Consider the following 19,613-nt stretch of genomic DNA (forward strand, 5'->3'; position numbering starts at 1 on the left):
GGTTGCGTTTTTGGGCGTTCCCATAGGGGGGGCAACTTTTGTGGTAGATTGGACTAGTTTCGATATTTCAAAATCTTGGATTTGATACGTTGATCTGATGGCCAGCTATCTCGAAAACATTTGCGATGTTGATCAATTCGATTGCATCCCCAACATGATGGGGCCGCGCACGAGCACGCCTTTCCAGAATTACGACGAAATCACCAAGATCTATAATTCACTTGGTGAGCTTGAGTATCTTTTCGATGCCGAATTTGTTGTCAGATTATCGAACCCAGCGAACTGGTCGAGTTACAATCATTGCTTGGCCGAATTATACTTTGAGCAGCGAGAAGAACTACAAGGTCAAACAGATCCGGATGTCGAACTCTATCTAAGCGAAGTTGCTAATTTTGAGAAACAAATAGCAATTGATGCCAACTCAGGTCTACTGCGTAAATTTTCTGATCGTCACCGGGGTCTCATAAAGCAAACCAACCTTCACTCAGCTGACAACACATCTGTTTTCTATCTACAGGTCGATTGTGGATACATATCAAAACATGACAGTTACACTGGCGGATCAAGCTTCCCAAAATGCCTGCACAACGCACTTTCCATTGATGGTGAAGTTGATCTGTATTTTGAGCGCACAGCTATCAAACGCGGCGTCGGTGGAAACTGTTGGTCTAATGATTCCATTGATTCAGACTTCTTCTATTATCTGAACTCACGGGAGTTTTTTGAAAAGTTAGTTCGAAAAGCCTCGGAGATACTCGATTGGAAGAGCCTGCAGTTGATAATGGCGGCTCGAAATTTCAAGTTTCGACACGATGCTTTGAGAGATACGCGGAATCTATATGAATTAAAGCGCTCGGAAATTGACCGCGCCTACCCAAGAAAATTGGAAGGCCTTGGATCAGAAAAGGAAATTTTCGAAACGTTTTCTAGGGCAATCCAAAAAGCAGCGGGTACATACGACCGTAGTGGTTATCCCGAGCGCTGGTCTGAACTACCCAAACGATTGACTGCAGCATTCGATAGCGATGCTTTCGCATATTGGGCACTCCAAGAACGCTCTGCACCTATTTCAAATCATCAGAAAGGGGCTGATTTCGAAAAGGCGATTTCAAATGCCTTAAAACAAAACGGTTTTCAAATTGAGCAAACGCCATCAGGACCAGACTACGGGGTAGATCTTATTGCTGAAAAGAATGGTTTGCGAATAGCGATTCAATGCAAAGACCACAATAATCTGATCGGAATAAAGGCCGTTCAAGAAGTCATTGCGGGGGCAAAGCATTTTGGTTGCGACGGTGGCGTGGTCATTAGCACGTCTGAATTCACGAGGGCAGCTGCGGATCTTGCAAATTCGAATAGTGTTGGGCTGATCACAGAAAATCAGCTTTCTCAGAATCCAGATGTTCTGCTTTTCCTAATCAGTTGACCGCTTTTCAGGCTGTGAACGAGCCGCAGCCTATGTAATTTGACGCTCATCATGCTTAGTCGTTCAAGCGATATGCATGATAAGAATGGTTATGCCACGCTTGTGAAATGCGGGTAGATTTGCGGGTAGATTGTTTTTGACTCAAAAATTATTATAAGAAATTCCGTATGTTATGCTTATGAATTGATGCCTCTCCTGGCACCATTCCAAACCAATTTGCTTCGCAAAATTTTTGGTCCAGTGGGCCAAAAATAGGTTTGGAATGCCGCGGCAGCGGCCTTCCCCATTGAAATCAGACTCAACGGATTGGCGCGAGCTTTGGCTGGGCAAGCCATTTCATTTATTCGAGCGAAGGATGTCACGCCGTAGCCTCGGCGAAGGCGGACTCCTTTCCCATTTGTTTCGGTTGCGCGCGGCCAGAGGCGCTATTCCGCATACAACGCGGCGATAGCATTCAGCCCGGTTTCGTATATGTCCACCAGCGCGGCTTCAGCGGCCGCTTCAGCACCGGCATCCGGCGTATAAACGCTACTCCAGATGATCTCCGAGCCGCCCGCGCCATTGTCCTCGACATAGAACATGGCCTGATAATCGGTTAGCGGGAGCGGGCCGGACATGATGCGATAGGAATAGATAAATGCCGGGTCATGACGGCGAAATTCCGTCTCGACAAAGGTCGCCGCGCCATCGGCGGTGACAATCGTGCGCGTCGGCGGTGAATGGCCATCCATCGTGCAGCTGCTAACCGCCGGGTGCCAGTCGGCCAGTGAGCAGAAAGGACCGATTCTCTCCCAGACATCCGCCGGGGCCGCGTTGACCTCAATACGGCGTTGCAACGTGGCCGGTTCGGCCTGCATGGCCACCTCTGACGGTGCCGCCGATTCAACCGGCAGCGGGGCATCCTGCACCATAGCTTCCTCGTCCGGCGCCGAGCAGGCCACGAGCAGTGCGGCCGCGCCAAGACGGGTAACGAAGAAGCCGGATTTACGAGCGGAGAAAATCATGGGCCGAATCCCCTGGCAAAATGCATTGTGATTTCGGATTTGACCCTAGGCCTGTTATCGCGGCTCCGGCAAGTTCGCATTTTCGACGATGTCCCAGACCGAAAGCCGACGCCCATGACCACCCTCCCCGCCTGCCCGAAATGTGCCTGTGAGTGGACGTATGAGGATGGCGCCCTGCTGGTCTGTCCGGAATGTGCGCACGAATGGTCCGCCAGTGAAACAACGGCAAGCGATGAGACCGTCCGGGTCTGGCGCGATGCCAATGGCACGGAGCTCGCCAATGGCGACACGGTGACCGTGATCAAGGATCTGAAGATCAAGGGTTCGAGCCAGGTCGTGAAGGTCGGCACAAAGGTCAAGAATATCCGCCTGACCGACGGCGATCACGATATTGATTGCCGGATAGACGGCGTGGGCCAGATGGGGCTGAAAACCGAATTTGTGCGCAAGGCCTAGGCAAGCGCCAAAAAGCGGTCATGCTAGGGCCATGACCCTTTGCCGCCCCGCCACACTCGATGATCTGCCCGCCCTTCTGGAAATTGAAGCGGCTGCCTTCACCGAGGACGACCGGTTCACGCGGCGCACCATCCGTCAGAAACTGGATTCACCCAGCGCCTTTGTGACGATCTGCGAGGTGGACGGCCGGCCCGCTGGCTCGGCCATTCTGCTGTTTCGCAAAGGCGTAACAGTCGCTCGCCTGTATTCGATTGCCACGCATCCCGCCCTCGGAAACAAGGGCGCCGGCGCGGCGCTGATTGAGGCCTGTGAAGCCGAAGCTCTGGCCCGCGATTGCGACCGCTTGCGGCTGGAGGTCCGAGCCGGAAATACCAAGGCGCGGTCGCTGTATGCGCGTTGCGGATATTCCTTGCATGACACGCGGGATGGCTATTATTCCAACGGTGAAAGCGCGCTTGTTCTGGAGCGCGATCTGAGGGCCGAAACTGCATGAGCGACTGGCTCGTTCTCGTTGAGCATGACCGCGATGTCGGGCAGGCGGACACCCCCCACAAATTGATGCGCATTCGCGATTATCTGACCAAGCCCGGTCTGTTTGCCGGGCGGCGTCCGTCGCTTTTCAATCTGGCCCGCAGCTATGCCTATCAGTCGGAAGCCTATTACGCCTCGCTTCTGGCGGAGGCGCGCGGCCACCGCGTCGCGCCCAGCGTCCAGACCATGGTCGAGTTGTCGCGCAAATCGCTCTATGCGCACGCCCTGCCCGAGCTGAATGCGGCGCTGAAGCGCGATCTTGAGGCCGGGGCAGCGGCCGAGGAATCCCTGTTCATTGCCTTTGGACAGTGCGAGCGGGCCGGTTATTCGAAATTCTCCAAACTCCTGTTTGACTGGTTCCGCGCGCCCTTGCTGGACATCACGCTAGGCGGAAAGAAGAATGGCGAGATCGACCGGATCCGCCTGATGCCGGTCAATGCGGTGAAGGGCGAACGGCGCGATTTTGCCATGCAGGCCATGGCGGATTTCACACAGCGGCGCTGGACCTCGCCCAAGGCACGGCAGACGCCGCGCTGGACGCTGGCCCTGCTGATTGACCCGAAGGAAGCGCAGCCACCGTCCGATCCGGCCTCTCTGAAACGCTTTGCGGCGGTGGCGGCGCGCGAGGGCGTGGTGGTGGAGCCGATCTATCCCAATGATCTTGCCAGCCTGTCGGAATATGATGCGCTGTTTATCCGCACGACCACATCGATCGACAATTTCACCTATCGCTTTGCCCGACGCGCAGAACAGGAAGGCATGCCGGTGATTGATGATCCGGTGTCGATGATCCGCTGTACCAACAAGGTCTATCTCGCCGAGTTGCTGGAAACCGCCGGTCTGCCCGCACCGCGCACCGAGATTCTCGATCCGTCGATGAAACTAGACAATGTGTTTGCGCGCCTCGGCTGCCCGGTGGTTCTGAAAGCGCCCGATGGCTCCTTCAGCCGCCAGGTGCACAAGGTCTCGACGCCCGAAGAACTCGCGGCTACCGCCAAACGACTGTTTGACGATACGGCGCTGATCATTGCGCAGGAATATATGCCCACGACGTATGACTGGCGCATCGGGGTATTGGGTGGCAAGGCGCTGTTTGCCTGCAAATACAAGATGGCCCGCGGTCACTGGCAGATCATCAAGCGCGATGACAGCGGCAAGGTGATTGAAGGCGGGTCGGAAACCCTGCCGGTCGACGCGGCCCCGTCGCGGGTCATCGAACTGGCGGAGAATGCGGCGCGGCTGATCGGCGACGGGCTTTATGGCGTCGACATCAAGGAGAATGAGGCCGGCGTCTATGTCATCGAAATCAATGACAACCCCAATCTGGAGGTCGGCGTTGAAGGCGCCGTCCTGAAAGACGCTCTCTGGCGGGAGATCATCGGCTGGTTCTCGCAGCGGCTGGAAGCCCGCATGGCGCCTGTTGCGCGCTAATTGTCCATCAGCCAGGCGCGGGCTTCGGCTTCATCGGACAGGAATTTGACCTGGATGCCATCGTTGAATGCGGCGGCCTCGATCAGCATGAAATGCCGGGTGAACATGTTTTCAGGCGCGAGATAGCAAAACCGCGCACGCCGGCCGCCAGCGCGCCCCACGCGCCGGACTTCGTCCAACAGCGAAACGGGCGTGAATTGCGGTCTGGAATCACCCACATCGTACAGGATACGCCGCACGCCGTTTTCAATATGGCCAACAATCCGGTCTGACGTCGCAAGCACAAAATCCAGAGAAATGTCGCCAATATAATGCACAAGCAGAATGTCATTTTCCTGAAGGTCGAAAACGACACGTCCGTCAGTATTCGGATCGTGTGCGACATTGGTCATGAGGATTGATAGCACAAATTTCGCGATTCTTGCAGCATCAAGTTTGAATGGGCCGGCTTTTTTCGGGCCCTGTCTGGTAGCCGATGCTTGTTGTCACAGGGCAAGCGGGCTAGACGGGAACGATCAGGCAAGGACGATCAGAATGACGACATATTTTCACAAGGGCGATCTCGCCCCGGGCATTGATTTCGGTTCGTCCGTTGCCATTGATACAGAGACGCTTGGCCTTTCTCTCGTGCGCGATCCGCTGTGCGTAGTGCAGCTATCAGCCGGAGATGGCGATGCACATGTCGTGCAGATGGACCGCTCGAGCTATGACTGCCCGAACCTGAAAGCGCTTCTGTCTAACCCGAAGATCACCAAAATCCTGCATTTTGCGCGCTTCGATGTGGCCATGATCAAGCGTGATCTGGGCGTGACACTGTCGCCGGTCTTCTGCACCAAGATCGCATCGAAGCTCTGCCGCACCTATACCGACCGGCATGGCCTGAAGGATGTGACGCGCGAATTGCTGAATGTGGACATGTCCAAGCAGCAACAAAGCTCTGACTGGGGTGCTGCCGAGCTGTCACAAGCCCAGCTGGATTATGCTGCGTCCGATGTGCTGCACCTGCATGCCCTGCGCGACCGGCTGACGGAGATGCTGGAACGTGAAGGCCGGATGGACATGGCACGGGCCTGTTTTGATTTCCTTCCGACGCGCGCCGATCTCGATCTGGCCGGGTGGGACGAGACTGACATTTTCGCCCATTCGTGACGGCTTTGCCATAAACTTGCCGCGACCGCCCTTCATTGACAGGCAAAGATGACTGCAACCACGGCCGATATCTCTTCCCTGCACCCGCCCCGGCATACGGCCTGGGAACCGCAGCGCGCCACGACTCTGGCCGATGCCCGGAAGCGGACGGCCTTTATCCGCCTGTTGCGCCTGGTCCTGATCGGCCTGACGGGTGTGATCATTGCCGCGGTGATTGTGCAAATCCTGCTCAGATCGCTGGGCGGCGAAGTGCAAGCACCGGTGACGGTGGGCGAGGATGCCCGGATGATCAATCCGCGCTTTACCGGGCGCGACGAGAACGGCACGCCCTACGTGGTAACGGCCGATGCCGCGATACGCCGTCGCGGTGAGGATACCCGCATTACCGAACTGGAATCACCCCAGCTGGATTATGATCTGATCTCCGCCGATGAAGACGCTGAAGGCGTTCTCGCTCGCACCGGCATTTTTGATGCCGATGCCCGCACGCTGGACCTCAACAGCGATGTGCGCTTCCGCACCCGGTCCGGATACGAATTTCTGGCCGAACATGCCCGCGTCTATCTTTCCGATGAACGCGTTGTGGGGGATAGTCCGGTTGAAGGTGACGGGCCCATGGGCACTATCCGTGCGGACGGGTATGAAATACTGGACGGCGGAGACCGCGTCGTGTTCACAGGGAATGTCCGGACCCATCTCCGGAATGAAGCGTCTGAGAGTGGAGACCAGCCATGACGATTTTACGCGTGACGATCCTGCTTCTGGCTCTGGCCGGGCTGACGGCGCCCTCTTTCGCCCAGATTGGCGGACAGGGTGGGCCGATGGATATTACCGCAGATCGGCTGGAAACCTTTGATGCCGAACGGCGCGCCATGTTCTCCGGCAATGTCGATGCCGCGCAGGGAGAGGCCAATCTGCGCTCCGATGCGCTGGAAGTCTTCTTTGCGCCGCGCTCCGGCAATGCCACCGGGACCGGCGCCAGCTGGGGCGAGATTGATCGCGTGATCGCAACAGGTGACGTCTTCTACGTAACGCCGAACGAAATCGCCCGGGGCGAGCGCGCCGTCTATCAACTTACGGCCCAAACTATTGTCATGACGGGCGGTGTCACCTTGCGCCGCGGCGAGAATGTGATCGAAGGCGATTGCCTTGTCGTCGATCTTGAAACCAATAATTCCCAAATCAATGCTCCGGCCTGCCGCGGTGAAGCGCCTGCCGGGACGGACCAGAATACCGGCCGGGTCAGAGGCGTTTTCTTTCCCGCCACCAGCGGGTCGGACGATGACGATGCAGGCAACGATGCGGACGCTGAAGGGTGAGTATGACCGATACACTGCCTGAGGGCGAAGCCCGCCCCGTCACCACCGCCAATGAAGGTCTGGTGGTCGAGAATATCGGCAAGTCCTATCGCAAGCGACCGGTGGTCAAGGGCGTGTCCCTGCATCTGAAGCGCGGCGAAGTTGCCGGTCTGCTCGGACCGAACGGTGCTGGCAAGACGACGTGTTTCTACATGATCACCGGCCTCGTCGAGGCCGATTATGGCCGTATCCTGATGGATGGTGAGGATATCACCCGCCTGCCCATGTATCAGCGCGCGCGCCTTGGCATCGGTTATCTGCCGCAGGAAGCCTCGATTTTTCGCGGGCTGAGCGTGAAAGACAACATCATGGCGGTCGCAGAAATCGTCGAGCCCGACAAGAAAGCCCGCAAGGAAACCGTCGCCCAGCTGATGGAGGAATTGCGTATTTCCCATCTGGCTGATGCCGCCGCGCTGTCGCTGTCCGGCGGCGAGCGCCGCCGGGTGGAGATTGCCCGCGCCTTGGCGACGCGCCCGTCCTTCATGCTGCTGGATGAACCCTTTGCCGGGATTGATCCACTGGCCATCACCGACATTCGCGATCTGATCCGCTTCCTCAAGAATCGCGGCATCGGCATTCTGATCACCGATCACAATGTCCGTGAAACGCTGGAGATTACGGACCGCGCAACGATCATCCATGAAGGCGAGGTGCTGTTTGAAGGTGCGCCGGATGCCATTCGCGCCGACCCGGATGTGCGCCGCGTTTATCTCGGTGAAAGTTTTGGGTGATTTACTCCAGGTCTGATTCAGCGGACTGGAGGCATCCCCTTGGCGGGACTTCATCAAAAACTGGAAATGCGGCAGGGCCAGTCACTGGTCATGACACCGCAATTGCAACAGGCGATCAAGCTGTTGCAATTGTCGAATATCGAGTTGTCGGCCTTTGTCGAGGAAGAGCTGGAACGTAACCCGCTGCTGGAGCGCGATGAGCGATCCGACGAACCGGAAGCGGTTGAACTGACCCCGGCCGAAGGCCGCAAGGAGCTCGAGCTGGATGGCTCGGCCCATGCCGAAGCCAATGATGCCGTGGACGTGGATGCGGACGTCCTCAATTCATCTGATTCCAAAGCCGATATGGCGGGCATGGATCCCGGCATGTCCTCATCCTGGTCCGGTGCCAACAAGGGCGGGTCATTCGAGGGCGGCGATTATGATGCGGCCGCCAATTCCAGCCGTGAGAAATCGCTGGCCGAGCATCTGCATGATCAGTTGACGCTGGCGGGTGCCGACCCGGTGCCGCGCCTGATTGCGGCGCATCTGATCGATCATGCCGATGATGATGGCTATATGCGCGCCGATCTGGACGAGATTGCCGAGCGCCTGGGCGTCAAGACAGGCGAAGTGGCCGCCGCGCTCGACATGCTTCAGGGCTTCGAGCCCGCTGGAATCATGGCGCGCGATCTGCCGGAATGTCTGGCGCTGCAATTGAAAGACCGCAACCGTCTGGATCCGGCGATGGTCAAATTGCTGGATAACCTTGATCGGCTCGCCAAGCATGACTATGCGGCCCTGCAGTCGATCTGCGGGGTCGATTCCGAAGACCTCGACGACATGATTGCCGAGCTCCGCTCGCTGACACCCAAGCCCGGCCTCGCCTATGGCGCCGATAATAGCCGGGCGATCGAACCGGATGTTTTCGTACGTGAAAATCCGGATGGCAGCTGGCGGATCGAGTTGAATACCGACACGCTTCCGCGGGTATTGGTCAACCAGTCCTATGCGGCTGAAATCAGCGCGGTGGCGCGCTCGGAAGAAGACCGGACCTTCATCACGGAGTGTTCGCAGAATGCCAGCTGGCTGGTGAAATCACTCGATCAGCGCGCGCGGACGATCCTGAAAGTCGCGTCCGAGATCGTGCGCCAGCAGGATCTGTTTCTGGCCAAGGGCGTGGCCTTTCTGCGGCCGCTGAACCTGAAAACCGTCGCCGATGCGATCGAGATGCACGAATCAACGGTCAGCCGGGTGACATCGAACAAATATGTCGCCACGCCGCGCGGCCTGTTCGAGCTCAAATACTTCTTCACCTCCTCCATTCCGTCCTCTGGCGGCGGCGAAGCGCATTCGGCCGAAGCCGTGCGCTATCGCATCAAGGCCCTGATCGATGGCGAGACACTGGACGAGATCATGTCCGATGATGCGCTGGTGGACCGGCTGCGTCATGAAGGAATTGATATTGCGCGCCGCACCGTGGCGAAATATCGTGAGGCCATGAATATTCCGTCGTCCATTCAACGGCGCCGGATGCTGAAAAGGGCCAGCTGACATCCCTTTTTGCGGTGCGATTGACTTTTGAGATCGCGCCAATAGGTTCCGCCCGCTCTTGCCGGGGGCCTGATTTCCCTGCAAGCGCCCCGTATGCTACGGTAGGTATGAAAATGCAGATTCAAATCGTCTCCAAAGGCATCGACGTCTCCGGCGCGCTTCAGGAAGAAATTTCCGGCCGCGTCGAGGAAGGCGTGTCGAAGTATTTCAACCGGCCGAGCGAAGCCTATGTGGCCGTGTCGCGCGAAGGGTCCGGTTTCCGGGTCACGGTTTCGCTGCACCTGCCATCGGGCGTCATGCTGCAGGCTCAGGGCGATGATGGCGATGCCTACAAGGCCGCTGACAAGGCGGCGGAACACCTTGAGAAGCGCCTGCGCCGCTACAAGCGCAAGCTGAAAAACCATCACAATGAGAACAAGTCCGAGCTGCCCGCCGAGACCACCCCGATCACGGTGTTCCAGGGGCAGCCGGAGAGTGATTTCGACGACGATGATGCAGATATGCACGGCACCGAGCCGGTCATCGTGGCCGAAACGCCAGGGGAGATGCGGGCCATGACGGCCAGCATGGCGGTGCTGGAACTGGAAGCGGCCGGCGCGCCCTTCCTGATTTTCCGGAATATTGCGCATAACGGCGTGAATATCGTGTACCGGCGGCCCGACGGGCATGTCGGCTGGATCGATCCGGATCGCGATAAATCCCGCTAGCCCTTTGAAGCATTAAAGGCTAGAGCGCGAATTGTTCTGCCTGAATTGAACCGGACCCTTGTCATGGCTTTACCCGACCTCCTGTCGGCCGAAACAGTTCTGGGAAGTCTGAGTGCGACCAATCGCAAGCAGGCTTTGCAAATGATCAGTGAAGCCGCCGCCGCCAAGCTCGGTCTGGATTCACGGATTATCTTCGATGCCGTCATGGAGCGCGAGCGTCTGGGTTCGACCGGCGTAGGCGATGGTGTCGCCATCCCCCATGCGCGTCTGGAAGGGCTGGATCATGTCTTCGGCCTGTTTGCCAAGCTGAAAAATCCGATTGATTTCGATGCCATTGATGGCCGCCCGGTCGATCTGGTTTTCCTGCTTCTGGCCCCGGAAACCTCCGGCGCCGAACACCTCAAGGCGCTGGCCCGGATTTCGCGCGTTTTCCGCCGGGAAGACATCCGCTCTCACCTGCGCGCCACGGAAACCCGTGACGGCATGGTGGCCATCCTGACGCTTCAGGACGAAAGCAACGCGGCCTAGCAATCCGGCTGCTCAACGGCTTACTACCGCCGCTATCGCCTAGCCCGGATAATAGGTCGGCGAGCCCGGCCCGACCGGCAGGCCGAATACGAAGGTCCAGAGGAAGAAGAAGCCCGACCAGGTAAGCAGGAAGAGAATGGAGTAAGGCAACATCATCGCGATCAGCGTGCCGACGCCCAGATCGCGCTGATACCGCGTCGCCCAGGCCAGAATCAGACCGAAATAGCTCATCATCGGCGTGATGATATTGGTCGAGGAATCGCCGATCCGGTAAGCCGCCTGAATCACTTCCGGCGCATATCCGATCAGCATCAGCATGGGCACGAAAATCGGGGCAGTCACCGCCCACTGGGCCGAGGCCGAGCCCAGCATCAGATTCACAAATGCGCACATCAGGATGAAGAGGAAGAAGATGACCGGCCCGGTCAGTCCCGTATCCTGCAGGAAATTGGCGCCGGTGACGGCGGTGATCGCGCCCAGATTCGTCCAGCCGAAAAAGGCCACGAACTGCGCCGCGAAAAAGACCAGCACGATATAGAGGCCGAGCGAGGCCAGAGCCGCCGACATGGCGTTGATGACATCGCGATCATTCTTCATCGTTCCGACCGCGCGGCCATAGGCGATGCCGGTGACGACGAAAAAGATCAGGATCCAGACCACAAAGCCCCGGAAGAAGGGTGAGTTGATCCTGTCGCCCGTATCCGGATTGCGCAATATGCCCCAGTCTGGCGCAAGGGTGAGCGCCATGAGCGCCAGCACACCCAGCAGGGCAAAACCGGCCCAGACCAGGCCCTTTCGTTCGCCCGCATTCAGCGGCTCCATCATCCGGTCGTCGAGAATATCGGGATCGGCCTTGTCCGGATTATAGGGTCCGAGCTTGGGCTCAACGACGAAGATCGTGACCAGAGAGCCGATCGCGGTAATGAGGAAGGTCGAGGCGACCATGAAATACCAGTTGGCGGTCGCGACCACGACGTAGTCCGCATCGATCAGACGGGCGGCCTCCTGGGTAATGCCCGCCAGAAGCGGATCGATCGTGCCGATGAGCAGATTGGCGCTGTAACCGCCTGAAACCCCTGCAAAGGCGGCGGCCATTCCGGCCAGAGGATGGCGGCCCAACGCATAGAAAATCGCGCCCGCCAGCGGGATCAGCACGACATAGCCGACTTCTGACGCCGTGTTCGACACAATCCCGGCAAAGACGATGACTACCGTTACGACATGGCGCGGCGCCCCCAGTACCATGCCGCGTACGGCTGCAGACAAAAGTCCGGATTTTTCCGCCACGCCGACGCCCAGCATGGCGACGAGCACAACGCCGAGCGGAGCAAAGCCGGTGAAATTTGTGACCAGCCCGGTCCATATCCGCCGCACACCGTCCGCGCTCAACAGGCTGACGGCGCGGATCATGCCATCATCAGCGCGGCCATTGGCGCCGACGGGCCGTGGATCTTCCACTGCCAGCCCCAGCCCGCCCAGAATACCCGACAGGACCACGATGCCGACGGCGAGGATCGCGAACAGCGTGACCGGGTGCGGGAGGAGATTTCCCAGCCACTCCACACCATCCAGAAAACGGGTGAAGGCGTTGCGGCGCGGGGCTTGCGGGGGGCTGTCCGTCATATCATCTCTCCTCGGCGGGCAGTGTTCGCCACAGAGGAGAGTGCCGGGCCGCAGATATCAACCCCAAGATATATAGGGGATTTGGGCCAGAGCTCGCGGCGCGCGGACAGAGCCGCCCCAAGCCAGCGAGGGCCCGCCGGAGCGTTTCGCACCTGGCCGGAATGATTTGGTGGAGCCAGGCGGAATCGAACCGCCGACCTCGTCATTGCGAACGACGCGCTCTCCCAACTGAGCTATGGCCCCGACCGATTGGGAAGCCGAGGCATAAATCCCGCCACGGAGCGCGTCAAGATTACGCGCCGGGTGGCCGGGCCATGTGCAAGTCGAACCGACATTCGCTTGCGACCGTCCCCACATAAGGGCTAGAGCAGGGTGAGTTTCCCGATGAGAGTGGAAGAGCGAACATGTCCTTTGTTGACGCCCTGATTGTCTATTTTGTCGACCCCATTCTGGGTCTTTTCATTTTTGTCCTGATCGCGGCGATTATTCTGAGCTGGCTGATCAGTTTCAAAGTGGTCAATCCCTATAATCCCGTCGTCGGCTCGATCTGGCGCATGACCTCTGTCCTGACCGAGCCGGTCCTGCGGCCCATCCGCTCCATCCTGCCCAGCCTGGGCGGATTTGATTTCTCGCCGCTCGTGGTGATTCTGCTGATCCAGTTCATTCGTGGATGGTTGCTGCCGCAAATCATGATGGCGCTCTGATGCCAACCCGGCGAACGCCGGAGGGATTGGAATTGCGGGTCCGCCTGACCCCGAATGCGCGGCGCGACAGTCTGGATGGCTGGGAGACAGATGCTGACGGACAGCATGTTCTGCGCGCTCATGTCCGCGCCGTACCGGAAAAGGGCAAGGCCAATGCCGCGCTCGTCAAATTGCTCGCCAAACGGATGGGAATCGGTAAAACCCGGCTGACACTGACACGCGGGCAGACCAGCCGGATCAAGACGATCGCCATTGCATGCGAGGCCGAAGAGGCCGGGGTGCTGGCCGCGAAACTGACGGAGGCCGACACATGACCGCAATTCTCATCGACGGAAAATCTGTCGCCGCCAATATGGATGCGCGCGTGGCCGCCGCCTCCGCGCAGCTTGAGAAACTGCTCGGCCGCAAGCCGGGCCTGGCCGTTGTGCTGATCGGTGACGACCCGGCCAGCGAGGTCTATGTCCGCAACAAGGTGCGCCGCGCCGAAGCGGCCGGCATGGACTCAACCGCCATCCGCAAGCCGGCCTCCATCAGCGAGGCCGAGGTGATCGGAATCGTCGAGCAACTGAATGCCAATCCGGCCGTCGACGGCATTCTGGTGCAGATGCCGCTGCCCGATCACATCAATGCGGCCGCCGTGATCAACCGGATCGATCCCGACAAGGATGTTGACGGGCTGACCGCGATCAGCGCCGGACGGCTCCTCGGCGGAGAAGCCGGATTGCGCCCCTGCACGCCAGCGGGGTGCGTATTGCTCGCCGAACAGGCGATGGGCGATCTGACCGGCAAATCCGTGCTGGTGATCGGCCGCTCCATTCTGGTCGGCAAGCCGGCAGCCCTGCTCTTTCTGGAAAAAGATTGTACGGTCACGATGGCCCATTCGCGCACGCAGAATCTGCCCGAACTGGCCCGGCAGGCCGATATTCTGGTGGCAGCGGTCGGACGGCCAGAGATGATTCGGGGTGACTGGATCAAGCCGGGCGCGTGCGTTCTGGATGTCGGGATTAACCGCATTGATGCGCCGGAACGCGGGGAGGGCAAGACCCGCCTTGTTGGCGATGTTGATTTTGATGCGGCGGCTGAGAAGGCCGGCTGGATGACTCCGGTGCCGGGTGGCGTCGGGCCGATGACGATTGCCATGCTGTTGCGGAATACAGTCACTGCCGCCGCACGGCGGGCGGGTCTGGACTCCACAGAAATCGTCTGAACTCTTCGTTTGTAAAGATGCCGTTAATGAAATCGGGCGCATATAGCCGTTCGGGGAAGAGGACGGGATCAGCCATGCCTGCGTTGAATGTTTTACACGTTGAAGACGATTTTGCGGACGCCCTGCTGGTTCAGAACACGGTCTTCGAATCCGGGGATTATGATATCGGTTTCGAGGTTGTGCGCGATCTCCGGGATGCCCGGCGCAAGTTGAAAAACAAGAAATTCGATCTGGTTCTTCTGGATCTGCGCCTGCCCGATTCCATCAACCCCAATGACACGCTGACGACCATGCAGGACCTGTGCGCCAGAACGCCGATTGTTGTGCTGTCCGGTTCCATGCGGGTGGATAGCGGCGCGATATCCGGCGACGTCAAGCAACTCGACAAGAATGAGTATCTGTGCGGCCGGGCGACCGGACAAAAGCAATCGCTGGCCCAGATCCTTCGGATATCCGCCTCCAACGACGATTTCGAAGCCATCTAGCCTCTGACCCGGCCCGTTTCTTGCGCTGTAACTGCCGTTCTTTCCGGAGCGGTTCAAAATGGTGCAAGCCGAAATTCTATCTCCTGCCGCGTTGAATGCGGAAGACCGGGCAATCTGGCGCTCGCTGGCAACCGGTCCCTTCGCCTCACCACTTCTCCAGCCGGAATTTGCCGACCTCGTCGCCCGTGTGCGGGATGATGTGCGCGTCGCGGTTTTCCGAAAGGGCCAGAATACGCCCGGCTTTCTCGCTTTCCATTTGCGTCCCGGCCGAATGGCCCGGTCCCTCGCAGCACCTTTTGGCGATGTGCAGGCGCTTGTGTGCGCGCCCGATTTCCTTGCGACAGGCGAAGAAGCGCTGAAGGCGGCGGGCATTCGCGCCTTTCAGTTCGACAATCTGCTTGATCCCTTTGGCCTGTTTTCCACCAATGTCGGCGAGACCAGTGAGGCCTATACAATTGCGCCCGGGGCGGATGCCGCGGCTTTTCTAGAAAGCCAGCGCGCCCTGCATCCCAAGCGGTTCAAGAATCACCGCCGTCTTGGTCATCAGCTGGAGCGGGAGTGCGGGCCCGTATCGGTTGTCCCGGAAGATACTGACGATGCCGCACTTGATTCATTGCTCGGCTGGAAGCGGGCGCAATACACGGCCAGCGGCCGGCATGATGTGCTGGCCGCGCAATGGGTGCAGGATTTCATGCATCAGACCCATGCAAGACAGAACGGGCCGGTTCGGGGGCTTTTGTTCAGCTTGCGGGCAAAAGGCGAAATTATTGCCGGCTTGTTTGGTGTGCGCAGCAACACCGTATTCAATCCATGGATTGCCGCTTATGACCCGGCCTATTGGGCGTGGTCGCCGGGCCAGCAAGTCCTGCACGAACTGGTCGCCGCCATGCCGCAAATGGGCCTGGAGCGCTGCGATATCGGCGCGGATCATGATCACTACAAGAAATATTATTCCGCCGACACCGTACCGGTACATAGCGCACTGATCGCCGCGCCGGGACGTGATGCCCGCATCACGCAGGTGCGCTCCATCCTCTGGGAGGCCGCCGACAGGACACCCGTTGGCAATATCACCGCGCGCATTCGCCGCCGCCTTAACCAGATTTCAGCGGTTGAGCTGGATACTGCCCATCGTATTTCCGGCCTCGTGCGGGCGGTGACCCACCGCGCGGAGCCTATTACGGGGCCATCCTCATGACGCAGAGTATTTCGGTCATCATTCCCACATTCCGCCGGCCAGACGGGTTGCGGCGGGCCGCCGACAGTATTCTGGCGCAGGCCAATCCCTGCGGGCTTCAGCTGGAACTGGTGATCGTCGACAATGATCCGGAAGGTTCCGGCCTTGCTGCCGCGCATGCCATCGCCAAGGAAGCAGCGATCCCTGTGCAGGTGGTGCATATGCGCGAAGCCGGTGTGGCCAATGCCCGAAATGCCGGCCTTGCCGCCAGTACGGGTGAGCTGATTGCCTTTCTTGACGATGACGAGGAAGCGCCGGCGACCTGGCTGTGCGAACTGGTCGGAACCCTGAATTTCTATGATGCGGACGCAGTTTTCGGCCCGGTCCGGACCCGGCTGCCGGAGAGTGTGACCGCGCATCGAGCCTATTATGACGAATTCTTTGCCCGCTCCGGGCCCGAGGAAAGCGGACATATCGATCATTATTATGGTTGCGGGAACTCTCTGGTCCGCAAATCCGCCCTGCCCTGCGAACAACCCTTCTCGGCAGAACGCAATACGACGGGCGGCGAAGATGATCTGTTGTTTGCCCAGATGCAGGCCCGGCATGCCGTCTTTGCCTGGTCCGCCGAGGCCTGGGTCTGGGAAGACCCGCTGTCGAGCCGGGCGAGCCTGTCTTATACGCTGAAACGCGCCTTCGCCTACGGTCAGGGCCCTAGCGCGGCCTGTGCCTCGCACAATCCGATGAATTTGCCGGGCATCCTGTTCTGGATGATCGTCGGGGCCGGCCAGGCCCTGGTCTATGGTCTGGCAGCAGCGGTGCTCTGGGCCATCGGAGCGCCGCGCCGGGCCCGGATGCTCGACAAGGCAGTGCGCGGGCTGGGCAAAATCTTCTGGGGCGGCCCGTTCAAGCTGGGCTTCTACGGCAGCGCCGCATCATGACACCCGCCCTTCTCGACCACGCCCCCGACCTGAATGCGAAGGGGTTTGCCGCACACGTTTCCACTTTCAAACATCGATTGCACACGCAGATGGACTGGAGCGATGCTGCGCTGGCCGGCATTCTGGATCGCTATCCGCGCGAACATCTGGGCGTTTTCACCATGGGCGAGGATGCCTGCGACCGGTCAAGCTGGCGGCGCGGCGAAATCACCCATCTGCCCGGTGAGCGACTGATCGAGATCGCAAAAACGGGACGGGTCTGGTTCAATCTGCGTGCCACGAATGCCTGGCTTCCCGATTATGCCGATCTGGCTGACCGGATGTTCGGCGAGCTGGAATCCGCCATTCCCGGCCTCAGGACCTTCAAGCGGGATGTCGGCCTATTGATTGCCTCGCCTCGCGCGCAGGTCTTCTATCATCTGGATGTCGCTCGCGTTGCGCTGTGGCATTTGCGCGGACACAAGCGCGTCTGGCTCTATCCGCCGGAAGCGCCCTATGTCTCGCCGGACGCTCTGGAGGCCGTTGTGCTGCGCGAAACGGCCGAGCAACTCGACTATCAGCCCGGCTTTGACGCGGGCGCTGTATGTATTGATCTGTTGCCAGGAGACATGGTGTCCTGGCCACAGAATGCGCCGCATCGCATCGTCAACGGGACGGACCTCAATGTCTCGATTTCCGCCGAATTCCTGACGCCTGCGGCACTGGTGCGTGCCAATGCGATCTATGCCAATGGCGTTCTCCGGCGGCAATTCGGGCTTTCGCCGGGGCTCGGCGGGTCACTCTCGCCGGTCACGCTGATGCGCGCCGGACTGGCGCGATTGCTGAAACTGTCAGGCGGCCAGCGCCGTGACCCCCTTGCTCCCAGTTTTCGTATTGATCCGGCAGCGCCGGGTGGTCTGGCCGCGCTCTAGGCAGCGGCGGACTGGCCGGAAATGGCCTTCAGCATGGTTTCGATATCTGCCAGCTTTGCGCGTTCGGTATCTGCGCGCGCTTCCTCGAGGCCTGTTTCAGAACGAATGAGCTGAACGGCTCTCTGTTGGGCAAGCATGGCGCATTTGCCGGCCGGAATGGCCCCGCAGGTCACCAGCTTCAGCAGCGAAGCGGCCCGGTCCAGAGCCGGGGATTTGCCGTTGGCAATCGCATCGATCAGCCCGGATCGCTCGAGCACCTTCTGCCCCAGCGCGTCAAAGGCCGCCGACAGACCGGATTTGTCCTCTTCCGGATAATTGCCCTTGAGGGCCCTTGCCTGGAACCCGGTCAGGCGGTGCAGACGATCAATGGCGCGGCCCTCACCCGACACGAACCAGCCTTCCGTCTTGTGATTGCCCAGCGCAGCCCGGATGTAGCCCGCCAGCTTGCGCTTGTTCTGGGCGCCGACGATATTTTCTTCCAGCGCCAGCAGATTTTCGATTTCCTGATCCGGCGTTTCACATTTTTCCAGAAAATCGCCGATGGTCTCCGGCGTCAAAAGTCGCGCCGACCGTTTGGCAAACGCATCCTGCAGCGCGTCCACGGCCAGGTCCGGTCCCTGTGCCATCACCAGTTTCTGAGCGAGTTTCCGGGCCAGCTTCACTTCGGCCAGAACATCCTTGGGCCGCATGCGGCGCGGCCGCCGCAGGCGCTCCAGCAAGGCACTGGCGATCATGGTCTTGCAGGCCGGCAAACGGCCCGTCTTCATCAGACGGGTCAGAGTGCGCGCATCGGTCGGCGCGTCCTGCAAACTTTCGGCATCATCAGACCCGTCGAAAATATCGGCCAGGCGCTGGACCTGATCGCCCAATTCCTCCGGCGAGCCAATCAGAGCGGTCATTCCGGACTCGAAATTGAGAATCTCGGCCAGAAAGATATCGAGCTGTTCGCAGCCGATCTTGCGGGCCGGATCGGCGTCCGGCAATTCGGTTGCAAACTCCATGAGGACAGAGAGTTTCTTGCCAAAACCGCGCTCGTCAGACAGCCGGTCCGCCAGGGCCGCGCGGATCTTGTATGGCGACTTCTCGCCCGCAAAGGCTTCGACCAGAGAGGCGTAGGTCTTGTATTTGGAGAATTTCGGCAGGCGGCCGGATTTGCCGTCCTTGTAAATCCGGTCAAAGGCTTTCGTGGTCAGCTCAAGGAGCTGTTTGACATAGGCGTGAACGGTGGAGTCTCCGTCGCGCGCACTGGCCACCGCGACCTTCTGGATGGCGTGCTGGAGCTCGGTGCCGCCGCTTTCCAGATCCTCGGCGTGCTCTGGACTGTGCATGAGCTCCATCGGCGTGACCTGCTTGCGCACAAACCACTCATTCATGACGCGGCTCATCGTGTCGCGGGCTGACGGATTGGTCAGATCATCCGGTGACAGACAGGGCAGGGAGCCATCGCCGGTTTTCTCGGCTTCGGTCTCGAATTTCTCAGCGCCTTCTTCCCAGATCGTGAAGGACCGGAAAGCGCGGCTCTCCTCATCGAAGCGTTCCTTGGATACGCGGACCGATCCGGTAGGTGTCGCATCGAGGAGATTCTTCGCAAATTCAATGGCATCTTCGCGATCGGGGCGTGCCTCTGCCAATGTCCAGGACGCCTTGCGATGCTTCTTGACGAAGACCTCATAATGAATCTTGGCTGCCGCCATCAGGCGCACTCCGTGCA

22 protein-coding genes and 1 tRNA gene are annotated in these 19,613 nt (G+C 59.3%); 18 read left to right on the plus strand and 5 right to left on the minus strand.

Annotated elements, in window-relative coordinates; translation table 11 throughout:
- Nucleotides 1–97: 97 nt before the first annotated feature.
- Nucleotides 98–1,426 (plus strand): restriction endonuclease, encoded by a 1,329-nt coding sequence (locus P0D52_RS13035; protein WP_394693081.1) that lies wholly within the window; start codon nucleotides 98–100, stop codon nucleotides 1,424–1,426.
- 425 nt (nucleotides 1,427–1,851) lie between these two features.
- On the opposite strand, the gene P0D52_RS13040 is transcribed toward P0D52_RS13035, so the two are convergent.
- A complete protein-coding gene (locus P0D52_RS13040; protein WP_394693082.1) occupies nucleotides 1,852–2,430 on the minus strand; it encodes an SRPBCC family protein in 579 nt (192 codons plus the stop codon).
- Nucleotides 2,431–2,544: 114 nt separating this feature from the next.
- On the opposite strand from P0D52_RS13040, the gene P0D52_RS13045 reads away from it, so the two are divergent.
- The 3 genes from P0D52_RS13045 to P0D52_RS13055 are packed head-to-tail and all read left to right on the plus strand — an operon-like array spanning nucleotide 2,545 to nucleotide 4,848.
- Nucleotides 2,545–2,886, plus strand: coding sequence for a zinc ribbon domain-containing protein YjdM (locus P0D52_RS13045; protein ID WP_394693083.1), 342 nt, complete (start codon nucleotides 2,545–2,547; stop codon nucleotides 2,884–2,886).
- A gap of 31 nt (nucleotides 2,887–2,917) precedes the next feature.
- Nucleotides 2,918–3,379, plus strand: coding sequence for a GNAT family N-acetyltransferase (locus tag P0D52_RS13050; protein WP_394693084.1), 462 nt, complete (start codon nucleotides 2,918–2,920; stop codon nucleotides 3,377–3,379).
- Nucleotides 3,376–4,848 (plus strand): RimK family protein, encoded by a 1,473-nt coding sequence (locus tag P0D52_RS13055; protein ID WP_394693085.1) that lies wholly within the window; start codon nucleotides 3,376–3,378, stop codon nucleotides 4,846–4,848. The genes P0D52_RS13050 and P0D52_RS13055 overlap by 4 nt, the downstream gene beginning before the upstream one ends.
- Here the strand turns inward: P0D52_RS13055 and P0D52_RS13060 are convergent.
- Nucleotides 4,845–5,240 carry a hypothetical protein gene (locus tag P0D52_RS13060; RefSeq protein WP_394693086.1) on the minus strand — a complete coding sequence of 132 codons (396 nt, stop codon included), beginning with the start codon at nucleotides 5,238–5,240 and terminating at the stop codon, nucleotides 4,845–4,847. The genes P0D52_RS13055 and P0D52_RS13060 overlap by 4 nt on opposite strands.
- Nucleotides 5,241–5,382: 142 nt before the next feature.
- Here P0D52_RS13060 and P0D52_RS13065 point away from each other — a divergent pair, with 142 nt between their 5' ends.
- The 7 genes from P0D52_RS13065 to ptsN all read left to right on the plus strand — a co-directional run bounded on the left by P0D52_RS13065 (nucleotide 5,383) and on the right by ptsN (nucleotide 10,854).
- The gene (locus tag P0D52_RS13065; RefSeq protein WP_394693087.1) at nucleotides 5,383–5,997 is read left to right on the plus strand and encodes a ribonuclease D; all 615 of its coding nucleotides are present in this window, start codon (nucleotides 5,383–5,385) and stop codon (nucleotides 5,995–5,997) included.
- A gap of 48 nt (nucleotides 5,998–6,045) precedes the next feature.
- Nucleotides 6,046–6,732 (plus strand): LPS export ABC transporter periplasmic protein LptC, encoded by a 687-nt coding sequence (lptC, locus tag P0D52_RS13070; protein ID WP_394693088.1) that lies wholly within the window; start codon nucleotides 6,046–6,048, stop codon nucleotides 6,730–6,732.
- Entirely contained in the window at nucleotides 6,729–7,316 is a 588-nt protein-coding gene (locus tag P0D52_RS13075) for an LptA/OstA family protein (protein ID WP_394693089.1), read from the plus strand. The genes lptC and P0D52_RS13075 overlap by 4 nt, the downstream gene beginning before the upstream one ends.
- Nucleotides 7,317–7,318: 2 nt before the next feature.
- On the plus strand, nucleotides 7,319–8,086 hold the full coding sequence (gene lptB / locus P0D52_RS13080) for an LPS export ABC transporter ATP-binding protein (protein ID WP_394693090.1): 768 nt from the start codon (nucleotides 7,319–7,321) through the stop codon (nucleotides 8,084–8,086).
- 39 nt (nucleotides 8,087–8,125) lie between these two features.
- On the plus strand, nucleotides 8,126–9,619 hold the full coding sequence (gene rpoN, locus P0D52_RS13085; protein WP_394693091.1) for an RNA polymerase factor sigma-54: 1,494 nt from the start codon (nucleotides 8,126–8,128) through the stop codon (nucleotides 9,617–9,619).
- A 113-nt stretch (nucleotides 9,620–9,732) separates the two neighbouring features.
- A complete protein-coding gene (hpf, locus tag P0D52_RS13090) occupies nucleotides 9,733–10,326 on the plus strand; it encodes a ribosome hibernation-promoting factor, HPF/YfiA family (protein WP_394693092.1) in 594 nt (197 codons plus the stop codon).
- Between the two features lie 63 nt (nucleotides 10,327–10,389).
- The gene (gene ptsN, locus P0D52_RS13095; RefSeq protein WP_394693093.1) at nucleotides 10,390–10,854 is read left to right on the plus strand and encodes a PTS IIA-like nitrogen regulatory protein PtsN; all 465 of its coding nucleotides are present in this window, start codon (nucleotides 10,390–10,392) and stop codon (nucleotides 10,852–10,854) included.
- Between the two features lie 39 nt (nucleotides 10,855–10,893).
- Here ptsN and P0D52_RS13100 read toward each other — a convergent pair whose 3' ends face one another.
- Both P0D52_RS13100 and P0D52_RS13105 read right to left on the minus strand, forming a co-directional pair.
- Complete coding sequence (locus P0D52_RS13100) at nucleotides 10,894–12,477, minus strand: AbgT family transporter (RefSeq protein ID WP_394693094.1); 1,584 nt, start codon at nucleotides 12,475–12,477, stop codon at nucleotides 10,894–10,896.
- A 167-nt stretch (nucleotides 12,478–12,644) separates the two neighbouring features.
- Nucleotides 12,645–12,720 (minus strand) — tRNA-Ala (locus P0D52_RS13105).
- A gap of 161 nt (nucleotides 12,721–12,881) precedes the next feature.
- Here P0D52_RS13105 and P0D52_RS13110 point away from each other — a divergent pair.
- The 7 genes from P0D52_RS13110 to P0D52_RS13140 all read left to right on the plus strand — a co-directional run bounded on the left by P0D52_RS13110 (nucleotide 12,882) and on the right by P0D52_RS13140 (nucleotide 17,902).
- A complete protein-coding gene (locus tag P0D52_RS13110; RefSeq protein WP_394693095.1) occupies nucleotides 12,882–13,181 on the plus strand; it encodes a YggT family protein in 300 nt (99 codons plus the stop codon).
- Entirely contained in the window at nucleotides 13,181–13,495 is a 315-nt protein-coding gene (locus tag P0D52_RS13115) for a DUF167 domain-containing protein (RefSeq protein WP_394693096.1), read from the plus strand. The genes P0D52_RS13110 and P0D52_RS13115 overlap by 1 nt, the downstream gene beginning before the upstream one ends.
- Complete coding sequence (folD, locus tag P0D52_RS13120) at nucleotides 13,492–14,388, plus strand: bifunctional methylenetetrahydrofolate dehydrogenase/methenyltetrahydrofolate cyclohydrolase FolD (protein ID WP_394693097.1); 897 nt, start codon at nucleotides 13,492–13,494, stop codon at nucleotides 14,386–14,388. Before P0D52_RS13115 ends, folD begins: the two co-directional genes overlap by 4 nt.
- Before the next feature lie 74 nt (nucleotides 14,389–14,462).
- Entirely contained in the window at nucleotides 14,463–14,873 is a 411-nt protein-coding gene (locus tag P0D52_RS13125; protein ID WP_394693098.1) for a response regulator, read from the plus strand.
- Nucleotides 14,874–14,931: 58 nt separating this feature from the next.
- On the plus strand, nucleotides 14,932–16,071 hold the full coding sequence (locus P0D52_RS13130) for a GNAT family N-acetyltransferase (protein WP_394693099.1): 1,140 nt from the start codon (nucleotides 14,932–14,934) through the stop codon (nucleotides 16,069–16,071).
- Nucleotides 16,068–16,991, plus strand: coding sequence for a glycosyltransferase family 2 protein (locus P0D52_RS13135; RefSeq protein WP_394693100.1), 924 nt, complete (start codon nucleotides 16,068–16,070; stop codon nucleotides 16,989–16,991). The genes P0D52_RS13130 and P0D52_RS13135 overlap by 4 nt, the downstream gene beginning before the upstream one ends.
- Nucleotides 16,988–17,902 (plus strand): hypothetical protein, encoded by a 915-nt coding sequence (locus P0D52_RS13140; RefSeq protein WP_394693101.1) that lies wholly within the window; start codon nucleotides 16,988–16,990, stop codon nucleotides 17,900–17,902. Before P0D52_RS13135 ends, P0D52_RS13140 begins: the two co-directional genes overlap by 4 nt.
- Here the strand turns inward: P0D52_RS13140 and P0D52_RS13145 are convergent.
- Nucleotides 17,899–19,596 (minus strand): hypothetical protein, encoded by a 1,698-nt coding sequence (locus tag P0D52_RS13145; RefSeq protein ID WP_394693102.1) that lies wholly within the window; start codon nucleotides 19,594–19,596, stop codon nucleotides 17,899–17,901. The two genes, P0D52_RS13140 and P0D52_RS13145, sit on opposite strands and share 4 nt — an antisense overlap.
- Between the last annotated feature and the right edge of the window lie 17 nt (nucleotides 19,597–19,613).

Source organism: Hyphobacterium sp., from assembly GCF_043584775.1.
GTDB lineage: Bacteria > Pseudomonadota > Alphaproteobacteria > Caulobacterales > Maricaulaceae > Hyphobacterium.

Excerpts from the sequence above, each read along its gene's own strand:
- hpf (WP_394693092.1), top strand. The coding sequence starts at position 9,733 with ATGCAGATTCAAATCGTCTCCAAAGGCATCGACGTCTCCGGCGCGCTT.
- P0D52_RS13100 (WP_394693094.1), bottom strand. The coding sequence starts at position 12,477 with ATGACGGACAGCCCCCCGCAAGCCCCGCGCCGCAACGCCTTCACCCGT.
- P0D52_RS13140 (WP_394693101.1), top strand. The coding sequence starts at position 16,988 with ATGACACCCGCCCTTCTCGACCACGCCCCCGACCTGAATGCGAAGGGG.
- P0D52_RS13040 (WP_394693082.1), bottom strand. The coding sequence starts at position 2,430 with ATGATTTTCTCCGCTCGTAAATCCGGCTTCTTCGTTACCCGTCTTGGC.
- P0D52_RS13060 (WP_394693086.1), bottom strand. The coding sequence starts at position 5,240 with ATGACCAATGTCGCACACGATCCGAATACTGACGGACGTGTCGTTTTC.
- P0D52_RS13145 (WP_394693102.1), bottom strand. The coding sequence starts at position 19,596 with ATGGCGGCAGCCAAGATTCATTATGAGGTCTTCGTCAAGAAGCATCGC.
- ptsN (WP_394693093.1), top strand. The coding sequence starts at position 10,390 with ATGGCTTTACCCGACCTCCTGTCGGCCGAAACAGTTCTGGGAAGTCTG.
- P0D52_RS13125 (WP_394693098.1), top strand. The coding sequence starts at position 14,463 with ATGCCTGCGTTGAATGTTTTACACGTTGAAGACGATTTTGCGGACGCC.
- P0D52_RS13115 (WP_394693096.1), top strand. The coding sequence starts at position 13,181 with ATGCCAACCCGGCGAACGCCGGAGGGATTGGAATTGCGGGTCCGCCTG.
- P0D52_RS13110 (WP_394693095.1), top strand. The coding sequence starts at position 12,882 with ATGTCCTTTGTTGACGCCCTGATTGTCTATTTTGTCGACCCCATTCTG.
- P0D52_RS13065 (WP_394693087.1), top strand. The coding sequence starts at position 5,383 with ATGACGACATATTTTCACAAGGGCGATCTCGCCCCGGGCATTGATTTC.
- P0D52_RS13075 (WP_394693089.1), top strand. The coding sequence starts at position 6,729 with ATGACGATTTTACGCGTGACGATCCTGCTTCTGGCTCTGGCCGGGCTG.
- folD (WP_394693097.1), top strand. The coding sequence starts at position 13,492 with ATGACCGCAATTCTCATCGACGGAAAATCTGTCGCCGCCAATATGGAT.
- P0D52_RS13045 (WP_394693083.1), top strand. The coding sequence starts at position 2,545 with ATGACCACCCTCCCCGCCTGCCCGAAATGTGCCTGTGAGTGGACGTAT.
- lptB (WP_394693090.1), top strand. The coding sequence starts at position 7,319 with ATGACCGATACACTGCCTGAGGGCGAAGCCCGCCCCGTCACCACCGCC.
- P0D52_RS13035 (WP_394693081.1), top strand. The coding sequence starts at position 98 with ATGGCCAGCTATCTCGAAAACATTTGCGATGTTGATCAATTCGATTGC.
- P0D52_RS13055 (WP_394693085.1), top strand. The coding sequence starts at position 3,376 with ATGAGCGACTGGCTCGTTCTCGTTGAGCATGACCGCGATGTCGGGCAG.
- P0D52_RS13050 (WP_394693084.1), top strand. The coding sequence starts at position 2,918 with ATGACCCTTTGCCGCCCCGCCACACTCGATGATCTGCCCGCCCTTCTG.
- lptC (WP_394693088.1), top strand. The coding sequence starts at position 6,046 with ATGACTGCAACCACGGCCGATATCTCTTCCCTGCACCCGCCCCGGCAT.
- P0D52_RS13130 (WP_394693099.1), top strand. The coding sequence starts at position 14,932 with ATGGTGCAAGCCGAAATTCTATCTCCTGCCGCGTTGAATGCGGAAGAC.
- P0D52_RS13135 (WP_394693100.1), top strand. The coding sequence starts at position 16,068 with ATGACGCAGAGTATTTCGGTCATCATTCCCACATTCCGCCGGCCAGAC.